Source organism: Stenotrophomonas cyclobalanopsidis, assembly GCF_008710035.1.
Lineage (GTDB): Bacteria > Pseudomonadota > Gammaproteobacteria > Xanthomonadales > Xanthomonadaceae > Stenotrophomonas > Stenotrophomonas cyclobalanopsidis.
In genome coordinates, this window is the sequence record NZ_VYKI01000041.1 from 1 (window position 1) to 12,027 (window position 12,027).

At 67.2% G+C, this 12,027-nt stretch carries 8 protein-coding genes; 3 read left to right on the top strand and 5 right to left on the bottom strand.

The features are described 5' to 3' along the window. Positions 1 to 444: 444 nt before the first annotated feature. A complete protein-coding gene (locus FJU31_RS18415) occupies positions 445 to 2,451 on the top strand; it encodes a M13 family metallopeptidase (protein ID WP_150456027.1) in 2,007 nt (668 codons plus the stop codon). A gap of 176 nt (positions 2,452 to 2,627) precedes the next feature. Here FJU31_RS18415 and FJU31_RS18420 read toward each other — a convergent pair whose 3' ends face one another. Together FJU31_RS18420 and FJU31_RS18425 are read right to left on the bottom strand one after the other, a co-directional pair. Further along, positions 2,628 to 5,657 carry a TonB-dependent receptor gene (locus tag FJU31_RS18420; RefSeq protein ID WP_150456028.1) on the bottom strand — a complete coding sequence of 1,010 codons (3,030 nt, stop codon included), beginning with the start codon at positions 5,655 to 5,657 and terminating at the stop codon, positions 2,628 to 2,630. Between the two features lie 315 nt (positions 5,658 to 5,972). Next, positions 5,973 to 7,628: a saccharopine dehydrogenase family protein gene (locus tag FJU31_RS18425; protein WP_150456029.1), complete on the bottom strand. Its 1,656-nt coding sequence runs from the start codon at positions 7,626 to 7,628 to the stop codon at positions 5,973 to 5,975. Positions 7,629 to 7,763: 135 nt separating this feature from the next. Here FJU31_RS18425 and FJU31_RS18430 point away from each other — a divergent pair, with 135 nt between their 5' ends. Together FJU31_RS18430 and FJU31_RS18435 are read left to right on the top strand one after the other, a co-directional pair. Next, positions 7,764 to 8,246 carry a VOC family protein gene (locus FJU31_RS18430; protein ID WP_150456030.1) on the top strand — a complete coding sequence of 161 codons (483 nt, stop codon included), beginning with the start codon at positions 7,764 to 7,766 and terminating at the stop codon, positions 8,244 to 8,246. Then, positions 8,243 to 9,829: a phytoene desaturase family protein gene (locus FJU31_RS18435; protein ID WP_150456031.1), complete on the top strand. Its 1,587-nt coding sequence runs from the start codon at positions 8,243 to 8,245 to the stop codon at positions 9,827 to 9,829. Before FJU31_RS18430 ends, FJU31_RS18435 begins: the two co-directional genes overlap by 4 nt. 128 nt (positions 9,830 to 9,957) lie before the next feature. Here the strand turns inward: FJU31_RS18435 and FJU31_RS18440 are convergent, their stop codons facing one another. The 3 genes from FJU31_RS18440 to FJU31_RS18450 form a co-directional block, all read right to left on the bottom strand. Then, positions 9,958 to 10,632 carry a rhomboid family intramembrane serine protease gene (locus FJU31_RS18440; RefSeq protein WP_150456032.1) on the bottom strand — a complete coding sequence of 225 codons (675 nt, stop codon included), beginning with the start codon at positions 10,630 to 10,632 and terminating at the stop codon, positions 9,958 to 9,960. A gap of 93 nt (positions 10,633 to 10,725) precedes the next feature. Beyond that, positions 10,726 to 11,064: an MGMT family protein gene (locus FJU31_RS18445; RefSeq protein ID WP_246161470.1), complete on the bottom strand. Its 339-nt coding sequence runs from the start codon at positions 11,062 to 11,064 to the stop codon at positions 10,726 to 10,728. Next, a complete protein-coding gene (locus FJU31_RS18450; RefSeq protein WP_150456033.1) occupies positions 11,061 to 11,981 on the bottom strand; it encodes a DMT family transporter in 921 nt (306 codons plus the stop codon). Before FJU31_RS18450 ends, FJU31_RS18445 begins: the two co-directional genes overlap by 4 nt. Positions 11,982 to 12,027: the final 46 nt, after the last annotated feature.

Below are 12,027 nucleotides of genomic sequence, written 5' to 3' on the forward strand. Positions count from 1 at the left end.
CGCCGAGCGACCCCACCTGTCCCTTAAAATGCAGACGCCCGATGCGACGCATCGGGCGTCCTTGGCCGCCTGACGGCGGCCGTATCATCCACCCCATAGGTGTCAACCTATGGCAGGACGGGTCACATGCACGGTAGCGCCGGGCCACGCCCGGCGAACGCGGCGTGACGCATGCATCCCGCGCCCACCCCGCACCACCCGGTAGCGCCGGGCCATGCCCGGCGGAAGCCGCGTGACGCATGCATCCCGCGCCCATCCCGCACCACCCGGTAGCGCCGGGCCATGCCCGGCGGAAGCCTCGTGACGCATGCATCCCGCGCCCATCCCGCACCACCCGGTAGCGCCGGGCCATGCCCGGCGGAAGCCACGTGACGCATGCATCCCGCGCCCATGCACGGCTTGCTATAGTTCGCCCGCCCTCAATCCATCACGGATTCGTTCTACATGCCCAATTTCCGTCCGCTTGCCGTCGCCCTGGGTATCAGCCTGGCGACCCTGGTCCCGACCTACGATGCTTTCGCCGCCAAGAAGAAGGCCGTGCGCGCCCCGGCCGTCAGCGCCCAGTGCAGCGATTTCTACGACGCCACCAACGCGGACTGGCTGAAGGCCAACCCGGTGCCGCAGTCCGGCGCCGCCACCGCGCTGGGCCAGCTGGTCGACCGCAGCCGCCAGCAGCAGCGTGAACTGCTGGACGCCTCGATGAAGGCGCCGCAGGGCAACGTGCAGAAGCTGCTGGGCGACTTCTGGGCCAGCGGCCTGGACGAAGCCGCGGTGGAAGCCGATGGCTCCAACCCGATCGCCCCGCTGCTGACCCGCATCAACGCGATCAAGAAGGCCAAGGACGTCCCGGCCTCGATCGCCGCACTGCACCAGGTCGGCATCCCGGTGGCCTTCAACTTCGGCCCGGACGTGGACCTGAAGGCGCTGGACCGCCACATCGGCTACTTCATGCAGGGCGGCATGGGCCTGCCCGACCCGGCGTTCTACACCCGTACCGATGCCGATACCGTGGCCCTGATGGGCCGCTACCGCAACTATGTCAAGCAGATCCTGGCCCTGACCGGTACCCCGGCAGCCAAGCTGGATGCCGAATCGCAGTCGGTGATCGAACTGGAAACCGAACTGGCGCGCAACGCGCAGTCGCTGGCCGGCATCAACAACCCCTTCAACAACTACGCGCCGATCTCGACCAAGGATCTCAACAGCCGCTACCGCAACCTGCAGCTGGATGCGTTCCTGAAGGCGCAGGGTGTGAACGACGACCTGGTCTCGCTGGCCGACCCGGGCCTGTTCACCCAGCTCGACACGATGGTCACCAAGCTCAAGCCGGAGCAGTGGAAGGCCTACCTGCGCTGGCGCGTGGGCGACTCGATGGCACCGTACCTGTCCAAGGCCTACCGCGACGCCGAGTTCGAATTCCGCGGCCGCGTGCTGCGCGGTGAAACCCTGCCCGCGCAGCGCTGGGAAAACGTGCTGGACGCCATCAACGTGGCCGCTGGCCCGATGGTCGGCCGAGAGTACGCCGCCCGCTACCTGTCCGCCGAAGATCGCCGCCAGGCGGCGTGGATCGTCGACAAGGTGCGCGAAGTGGAGATCGAAGCTGTCAAGAACAGCACCTGGATGAGCGCCGAAGCCAAGGCCGAAGCACAGGCCAAGCTGGCCGCACTGAAGATCGAGATCGGCACCCCGCTGCGCGACCTGGATTACAGCGTGCAGCCGATGGGCCGTGGTTCGTTCGGCGGCAACATGCTGATCGCTTCGACCTGGCGCCATCGCGAGGAAATGAAGCGCATCGGGAAGGGCAACGCCGACCGTCGCTGGGACGTGCTGCCGCAGCAGCCGTCGCTGGCCTACGACCTGGCGCAGAACCGCCTGATCGTCACCGCCGCGATCCTGCAGGGCCCGGTGTTCAACGCCAAGGCCGACGCCGCCGACAAGTTCGGCAGCTTCGGTGGCCTGGTCGGCCACGAACTGAACCGGGCCGTCGACGCCAAGGGCGCCCTGGTCGATGCCAAGGGTGAACTGCGCAGCTGGTGGACCCCGGCCGACAAGACCGCCTGGACCCTGCTCGGCAGCCGCGTGGCCGCGCAGTACGGTGCCTACGACTTCCCGGGCGTGAAGGGTGCCAAGGTCAACGGCACGCTGACCCAGGAAGAGAACCTGGCCGACATCGCCGGCCTGGAACTGGCGTGGGCGGCCTACGCCGCACAGGAACCGAAGGCGACGCCGACGCAGCAGCAGGGCTTCTTCCGCGCCTGGGCCGCGCTGTGGCCGCAGCAGCTGGCGCCGAACGAGGCCGCACGCCGCATGACCGCCGACATCCGTGCACCGGGACGCTGGCGCACCAACGGCCCGCTGTCGAACCTGCCTGCCTTCGGCGCGACCTTCAGCTGCAAGGCCGGCCAGCCGATGCAGCGCACCGAGGGTGAGCAGATCAAGGTCTGGCGCTGAGTTCTGAGCGGCAGTGGTTTGATGAGAGGGCGCCTTCGGGCGCCCTCTCTGCTTCCCGATGCCTCATCCACGCATGGCGTGGTTCTACTGCATCGAGATGCCGACTGGAAAAAAGGCCCTGATGGATCAGGGCCAAGCCAACCCTTGCGGAGAGAGAGAGCCGCTGTTCGCGCAGGTCAGAAGTCGTAGGAGGCGCTCAGGCGCACCGTCCGCGGTGGTGTGAAGTAGCTGCCCATGCCGTAGAGGTTGGAGACCGTGTCCGGCCCGGTCTGGTACTTGGCGGTCGACTGCAGCTGGCGCCGCTGGTTGAACACGTTGAAGACGTTCAGGCCCAGGCCCAGCCGGTTGTCAGCAAACCCCGGGCGGTACATCACGCCCATGTCCAGCTGCGCCGTCCACGGCTGCCGACCCGCGTCGCCGGGACGCGACGGCTTGCCGTTACAGTAGTGGTAGGCCGATCCGTAGCCATTGAGAGGATCGCTCTGGTCACTGCCGTAGTAGCCCAGGCAGTTTTTCGGCATGCCCGACATCACCCGCACCGTGGCAGATGCGGTCCATTCGTCATTGATCTGATAGGCGCCGAATGCCTTGAACTGGTGCCGTCGATCATTGGCGAGGTAGCCACCGGCGTACTCCATCAACGCCGCCGCATCCCAGTCCTGGGTCTTGGACACATCGCTCTGGCCGATATCCGATCTCACCTGCCCTTCGGTGTTGCCGAAGCTGCGCGACCAGGTGTAGTCCAGGCGACCGTACCAGCCGTCGGACATCGGGTGCTCGATGAACACATCCAGCGCAACATACTGACGCTTCGCCTTCTTGCCGTCGTAGCCCCAGTCGGTCGAACTCATGCTGACCGGCGTGTAGCCGGAGCCATCACGGTGCCGCAGCTGGAACGTGTTGGTGGCACCCGGATTGAAGATCACGCAACCGGGCAGATCGAAGGTGTCGGCATCCAGCCCCATGCCTGCCAGTCGGTCGACGAAACGGTCGGCATCGCAGGTATCGTCAATGGCCGACTGCAGTTGCCGGTAGGTGACCTTGCCACCACTGTTCCAGCGGCTGCCCAGGGTCTTCTCGAAGCCCAGGATCAGTTCGTCCTGGTACTGCGACTTCAGGTCGGTCGGCGCCACCGCCAGCGGATCGGGGGCCTGCCCGTACTCGCCATTGGCCGACACCGGACCCGGCCCCAGCGGCGTCAAACCGGTCGGATTGCCGTTGGCATCGATGCCGGTATAGGTGAAGTACTCACGCGTGTACGTCGATGCGGAAGCACCACGGATGGCCACACTGTTGGGCAGTGCCAGGTAGTAGCGGCCCAGGTTGGCAAACAGCTTCAACGAGGCGTCACCGAATACATCCCAGCTGGCGCCCAGGCGTGGCGCCCACTGGTCGCCGCTCTCCACGTAAGCGCGGCCATCGCTGTTGAAGTTAGTGAAGCGGTCGTTGCGCAGGCCGAGGGTCAGCAGCCAGTCGGGCGTCAGCTGCCAGCGATCCTCCAGGTAGTAGGCCCGCTGCTTGACCGACATGCTGGTGGTGGTGGAGAAAATGTACTTCTGCACGAAATAGCCATTTCCTCCCGGCGGTGCAATGCCGAAGCCCGGGCTGGGCGACGCGCCGGGATTGCCGCGGGAATAGATCCAGGCATGGCCGGGGCCGGTCATGGATTGGCCTTCGTTGTTGGCCCGATAGGTCATGTTATCGACGCCAGCGGTCAACTCATGGTTGCCGACGCGGTACTGCAGGTCCATGCGCAGCCCGTGCGTCGTGCTGCCAGCATCAGGTGCCTTGCTGTAGAGATCCGGCTGGTCGTTGCGGATCGGCCTACCGCCATTCAACGCGGGGTCCTGGTTGCCGGCGCCACTGATGTAGGGGTTGCCCGAGTTCAGCGGATTGAACGCAAGGTTGCTGGTGCGGGCGCGCCCCCACACGGTACTGAAGGTCAGCGCGTCGTTGAGGTAGCCGGTGTACTTGAAGATGTCGACGTCGGTGGTTGATTTGCTGATGTTGGGGAAGGTGCCCGTGCGATCCCCTTCGGACAGCGTCTTGTAGTCGAACTCCCGGTAATAGCCGCCGGTACGATCCGTGTCCTGGAAGCGCGTGTATTCCAGCGTATTGCTGTCGTTGATGTTCCAGTCGATCTTGCCGTAGAACTTCGGCGTATCCGCGCGGTAATGGTTGCGCACCTGTTGCGCGGCGGCCTCGTTGGCGGTTGCAACCCCCTCGCGACGGTTCGACTCGGCGGCAAGGTGGATGAACAGCCTGTCCTCGATCAACGGGCCACTGACATAGCCGCTGTAGGTGGTCGTGGTGGACTTGTCACCGCGCCGGTAGCGATACAGCGTGCCTGGCTTGCCCTCGTTCTCGTAGGCATACCCCTCCGGCAGGGTCATGTCCGGGTAGTTCACCGATGCCGGTGACTCGGCCAGCCCGGCCGGCGACCAGGTGACCTGCGCGCCGAACCGCCACGCGTTGGTGCCACGCTTGCCGACCTGGTTGATGACGCCACCGGTGGAACGGCCATACGCCGCGCCATAGCCACCGGTGAAGGTTTCCTGCTGGTCGATGGAGCCGTACGGCAGGCTGATGCCACCCAGGTAGTTGAGTGGATTGGTGACGTTGAAGCCATTGAGGTAGTACGCGTTCTCGGTGACGCTGGAGCCGCCGAACGAGAGGACCGAGCGGGACCCGTTGGAGAAGGCGCCGCTGCCGGCCACCACGCCCGGCGCCAACAGCGCGATGGACTCAGCGCTGCGCCCCAGCGGCAGCACGTCCAGCTGCTCGGAGGTGATGACCGACTTGGAGACGGTGTGGCTCACATCGATCTTCGGCAGGTTCGCCGCGGTGACATTGACTGCTTCCAGGGTTGTGGCCGGGCCATGTGCAGCGAAGCTCACTTCGGTACCGCTGCCCACGCGCAGCTGCACGTCATCGCGCTGTTCGAGGATGCGCCCGTTGCGCTGCAGGCTGATGCTGTAGCGACCCACCGGCAGCGCGCCGAAGCTGTAGCGTCCCTGCGCATCGACGGCGACCGTCCGCTTCAGGCCGCTGTCGCTCTGGGCGACGACAGTCGCGCCTTTGGAACCGGCGGCGGTGCCATGCAGCGTGCCGGTGGTGCTCTGCGCAGCGACGCTGCCGATGATGGAAAACAATACTGCTGAAAGCGCGCTGCGCTTCAGCACACGATGGGCGGATGCAAATGCCATGAAGCTCTCTCCGGTGATGGGACTGCCGGAGGGTTATAGGCACGGCTCTGGCGTGCGAGGCAGTGCTGCAACCGGTGATGAATCGGGCGGAATACGTCACTACGCAACGTCCGGCGTAGACCAGACCCTACGCCATGCGCTTGAAAATCCTGAGGATTCAGCAGGTCATGCGGCCACTCGCATCGCTGCCCAGACCGCCTCACGACAGGTGAAATACGTCACCCAGGAATCGGCGACGCGCAGCGGGTAGTGTCTGAAGCGACAGCGCACCATTCCGATTCCGACATGCCCGCTGCAGGCACGCGGCGACGGACGTCACGCCGGCTCCAGCGTCCCCCGGTAATGCACGATGCGGCCGACCAGCGGCGCACCGATCTCCACGTCGAACACGAAACGTCCATCTATTTCATACTCGAAGCTGTCATCGCCCGGCAGCAGCGCGCGCGGCAGCGGGATGCCCAGCAGCGACCAGCGACGCGGCACCAGCTGCAGCCGCCCGCCCTCGACCACCACGGCCAGCGCCACCGACACGGCGCCGAAGCGTTCGACCAGCAGCGCCTCGTTGCGGCCACGCCCTTCGGTCTGCAGCGAGGAGAAACGGCGGCCGGCAAACGTGCGCGTCCAGCGCTCGCCGCCCGCTTCCGGCGCGAAGGCGACGCTGACCGGCAGCTGCTCGCCCGCAGCCGGGAAACCAAACACCACGCCCAGCAGCCGCGACAGCAGGCCACTGCCGCGCTGCACCTGCGCCCTGCCCTGCCAGCAGCGCGCCGCACCCGGCGCATGCAGGGCCTGCACGGCTGCGGGCAACTGCGAAAAGGCGTCGCCCAGCACGCGCTGGTACAGGCTGGCGCCGGGCATGTCCTGGCGGAAACCGGTATGGATGGTGCGGCCGGCAAACACCTTGTCGTAGTCGGTCAGTTCCAGCGCATGCGTTGCCGGGCGCGCGCCCGGCGCCGGCCGCTCACCGGCGAGCTGCTTGCGGATCAGCGCTTCGATGGCCATCGACGGAATGTAGGGACCGTCATCGGCCTCGGCCAGCAGGTGCCAGCTCTGCTGCACCGGCGCGCCGTCGCGGGTGCCGACCGCGCGCACGATCATGCCGCCGCGGTGCTCGCCGAACTTCATCAGGTTCAGCACCATGTAGAACAACGGCGACAACGGCTCCAGCGACGGCAGGCGCAGGTGCTGGCGGGTCTTGGCCAGCAGGTTGAGGAGGCGGTGCAGGATCTCCGGCACCGGTCCGGCACCTATCCAGATGTCGGTCAGCGTGGGGTGCTCCGGCGGCAGCACCTGCAGGTCGGGCACGTCCACCAGCGAGAAATGCAGGTTGCGCAGCGGTATCCGGCCCGGCACCGCCACGGTGAAGCGGCGGCTTTCAGCCAGGCCCACGCCGTGGCCATCACGTCCGCCGCGACGCAGCTTGACCGGTGACCCGGCATAACCGACCACCGCGCGCATCACGTTCAGGCCGATGCCGGCGTAGGGCGACGGCGCGATGCCGCCTTCCACGCTGAGGATGTCCATGCGCGTGGCCATCACCCGCAGCACGGCGGCGGTCAGCACGGGAAAGCTGCTGACCCCGGACAGCACGTAGACGCCAGCCGCGCGCGCCTGCGCGTCGAAGCGCGAGACACCGAACACGAAGTCGGCGGCATCGGCGAAATCCAGGTAATCGATGCCGGCGGCGATGCAGGCCTCGATGGCCGCATAGCGCTGGCTGCCGTATTCCTGGAAGGGGCCGGATGCATCGATCACCAGCTCGGGGCGTTCGGCCAGCAGGGTTGGCGCCAGCTCCTGCCGGTCCACCCGCAGCGGCCGCACGCGCGCTTCGCCGCGGTAGTCCGCGCAGAAGGCCTGCGCCGCCGCCAGGGTGCGCCCGGCTATCAGCAGCTCCAGCTGCGGCAGGTCCGCCAGCAGCTGCACCAGGCGCCCTCCAAATACCCCATATCCGCCCAGGATCAGGATCTTCACGCGTCGTCCTTGTCGTACTGCGATGGAAGGGAACTGCTCTGCCATCGCATGGTAGCGCGGTCATGCCGTGCAGCACGATCCCGCATTAACACCGCCCGTGCTATCGCTGCGCCTTCGCCCGCTGCGGAGCCGATCATGACCGTCAGGAACATCATCTGCGTGTGGTACGACAAGGAGGCGCTGGCTGCGGCCACCTTCTACGCCAACACCTTCCCCGACAGTGCGGTGACCGCCGTGCACCACGCGCCGGGCGATTACCCGGCCGGCCAGGAGGGCGCGGTGCTCACCGTCGAGTTCACCGTCTGCGGCGTGGCCTGCGTCGGCCTCAATGGCGGACCGGCGTTCAAGCATAACGAAGCGTTTTCGTTCCAGATCCAGACCGCAGACCAGGCCGAGACCGACCGGCTGTGGAACGCCATCGTCGGCAACGGCGGCCAGGAGAGCGACTGCGGCTGGTGCAAGGATCGCTGGGGCGTGTCGTGGCAGATCAGCCCACGCATGCTCATCGAAGCGGTGACCAGCACGGACAAGGCGCTGGCCAAGCGCGCCTTCAACGCCATGATGCCGATGAAGAAAATCGACATCGCGACCATCGAAGCGGCGATTGCCGGCACATGAGCGACTGGGACGCGATCATCGTGGGTGGTGGCCACAACGGACTGGTGTGCGCCACCTATCTGGCGAAGGCCGGCAAGAAGGTGCTGGTGCTGGAGCGCCGTGGCGTGCTGGGCGGTGCGGCGGTGACCGAGGAGTTCCACCCCGGCTTCCGCAACTCGGTAGCGTCCTACACCGTGTCGCTGCTGCAGCCGAAGGTGATCGACGACCTGCAGCTGCACGCGCATGGGCTGCGCATCATCAACCGGCCGGCCAACAACTTCCTGCCGCTGGACGACGGCCGCTACCTGCTGTCGGCACCGGGCCGCACCCAGGCCGAGATGGCGAAGTTTTCCGAGCGCGATGCGCAGCGGCTGCCCGAGTACGAAGCGCGGCTGGAGATCTTCGCCGACGTGCTGCGTCAATGGGCGCTGCGTGCGCCGCCGGACCTCGGCATGGCCGGCGGATGGCGTGCCCTGCCCGCGCTGTGGCAGATGGGGCGCCTGGGCCGCGAACTTGCCACGCTGGATGCGTCGCTGCGGCAGGAGTTGCTTGACCTGTTCACCCTGTCGGCCGCCGAGTACCTGGACCGCTGGTTCGAAAGCGAGCCGATCAAGGCGCTGTTCGGCTTCGATGGCATCGTCGGCAACTTTGCCAGCCCGTACACGCCGGGCAGCGCGTATGTGCTGCTGCACCACGTGTTCGGCCAGTGCAACGGCGTGAAAGGTGCCTGGGGCCACGCGATCGGTGGCATGGGCGCGATCAGCCAGGCGATGGCGGCGGCCGCCCGCGAGGCCGGTGCCGAGCTGCGCGTGGATGCCGGCGTGCGGCGCGTGCTGGTCGAGCAGGGGCGCGTGGCCGGTGTGGAACTGAGCAGCGGCGAAACCCTGCGCGCACGTGCGGTGGTCGCCAACGTCAATCCCAAGCTGCTGTACGAACAACTGCTGGACCCAACGCAGGTGCCGCCGGCGACCCGCGAGCGGATGGCGCAGTGGCGCTGCGGCTCGGGCACGTTCCGGATGAACGTCGCACTGTCGCGGCTGCCGGATTTCCGCGCCCTGCCCGGCCCCGGCGACCACCTCAGCGCCGGCATCATCATGGCGCCCAGCCTGGACTACATGGACCGTGCCTGGCTGGATGCGCGGCGCGATGGCTGGTCGCGAGAACCGATCGTGGAGATGCTGATTCCCAGCACGCTGGACGATTCGCTGGCCCCGTCCGGGCAGCATGTGGCCAGCCTGTTCTGCCAGCATGTAGCGCCGGTTCTGCCCGGTGGGCGGCACTGGGATGATCATCGCGATGAGGTGGCCGACCTGATGATCGCCACCGTCGACCGTCATGCGCCGGGCTTCGCCGGCTGTGTACTGGGCCGGCAGGTGCTGTCACCGCTGGATCTGGAGCGGACCTTCGGCCTGGTCGGCGGCGATATCTTCCACGGCGCGCTCAGTGCCAACCAGCTGTTCTCGGCGCGACCGATGGTCGGACAGGCCGGCTATCGCGGTGCGCTGCCGGGGCTGTACCTGTGTGGATCGGGCACCCATCCCGGCGGCGGCGTGACCGGTGCACCGGGACACAATGCCGCGCAGGTGGTGTTGCAGGATGGGTAGGTGCCAACCTTGGTTGGCACGGATTGGCAGTGCGAACGCCAACCAAGGTTGGCGTCTACCGGACCGCATGCGGGAAGGCGTGCCGACCAACGGTCGGCACCTACCCGCGTGAAGCGAGGCGCGGCGCCTTACTTCACGCTGCGCAGGTGGTTCGGGCGCTTCGGCGGGCCCGGAGGGCGGCGCTTGTTGAACGGCGGTTGGCCGCGCCAGTAGCGGATCAGCAGCCAGCCAAACAGCATGCCGCCCAGATGTGCAAAGTGGGCCACGCCGGGCTGCCAGCCGGTCATGCCCAGCACCAGTTCACCCACGCCGAACAGGATCACGAAGGTGCGCGCCTTCATCGGAATGGGCGGGAACAGCAGCATCACCCGCTGGTTCGGGAACAGCATGCCGTAGGCCAGCAGCAGCCCGAACACACCGCCGGATGCACCCAGCACCGGGGCCGGGTTTTCCAGCAGCGAGCCGACCAGCAACTGGCACAGGCCGGCGCCTACCACGCACACCAGGTAATAGATCAGGAACCGCTTCTCGCCCCAGGTCTGTTCCAGCGGCGCACCGAACATGAAGACGGCCAGCATGTTGAAGAACAGGTGGCCGAAGCTGCCGTGCAGGAAACCATAGGTCAGCAGCTGCCAGGGCTGGAAATTGCCGCCCGGCGAGAAGGCGTCGAAGCCCTGCTGCCACGGCTGCAGCATGAACGGTTCGAAGGTCTGCATGCCGAGCAGGAACGGCTGCTGCAGCAGGAACAGGATCGCGTTGGCGATCAGCAGAGCCTTGGTGACGGTGGGCAGTCGCGGGAACATGGGAATACCGGCATGGAACGGCCTCCATCATAGCCGCAGCATCACGACAGCGTGGCGACCGCCCTGCCCGCTCCGTTCAGTCGCCGCTGGTGATCAGCCCGGGCCCCAGATCGCCGCGTCCAGCGCGGCAGCCGGGTCGGTGGCCGGCATGCGCACACGGCCGTTTTCCACCACCACGCCTTCGGCGCGCAGCCGTTGCGACTGCTCGCGCCAGCCGGCCGAACCTTCGGCCATGGCGATGCGCCCGTCCGAGCGCAGCACGCGGTGCCAGGGCAGGTCCGGGTCTTCGTTCTGGCCGAGGATGCGCGCGGTCAGGCGCGCTCGTCCGGGAAAGCCGGCGCGCATCGCCACCTGGCCATAGCCCAGCACCTGGCCCGGCGGGGTCGCACGGATCACCGCCAGGATGCGGTCACGCGCCTGCTCCGGCGTCAGCGCCGCAGGCGGGTCACCAGCAGTACGCCGATCAGCACCAGCACGGTGCCGGCGATCTGCGCCGGCCCCATCGGCTCGTCGAGCAGCCATAGACTCATCACGATGGTGGAAACCGGGCCCAGCATACCCACCTGCGCGGCCAGCGACGAGCCGACGCGCTGCACCGCCAGCATGATCGCCAGCACCGGCAGCACGGTGCATACCGTGGCGTTGACCAGCGACAGCCATTGCACCGGCGCCGGTGCCTGCCACAGCAGCGGCAGCGGATGGGTGATGGCGAAATGCAGCAGCACCAGCACGCCTGCCACGCAGCTCGCATAGGCGGTCAGCCGCACCGCACCGATGCGGGCGACCACCTGGCCGCTGCCAAACAGGTACAGCGCGTAGCTGAGCGCGCTGCCCAGCACCAGCAGGCTGCCGACGATGATCTGCCCGCCCTCGCGCTGCAGGTCATGGCCGAAGGCCAGCAGCACGCCCAGATAGCTCAGCACCAGCGCCGCGACCTGCCAGCGGCCCGGGCGCTGCCGCGCCAGCAGCACGTTGATCAGCAGCACCAGGGTCGGGTTCAAGTACAGGATCAGCCGTTCCAGAGTCACGCTGATGTACTGCAGGCCCTGGAAATCGAGCAGGCTGGACAGGTAGTAGCCGGTGAAGCCCAGCCACAGCACACGGGCACGGTCGGCCCAGGACAGCGGTTCGGCACGGCGCACCGACCACAGGGCCATCAGCACGAACAGCGGCAGCGCCATCAGCATGCGCAGGGCCAGCAGCGTGGTGGCATCGACGCCGTGGCGCAGGCCCAGTTTGACGATGATGGCCTTGCCGGAAGCGGCGATGGCACCGACCGCAGCCAGGCCGATGCCGCCCAAGGCAATGCGCGGGGAGGCAGTAGCGATGCGGGGGCAAGGGTTGGACATCAGGACGACGGCAAGCCGCAGGGAGCGGCCATGGGGCATGTGGGGA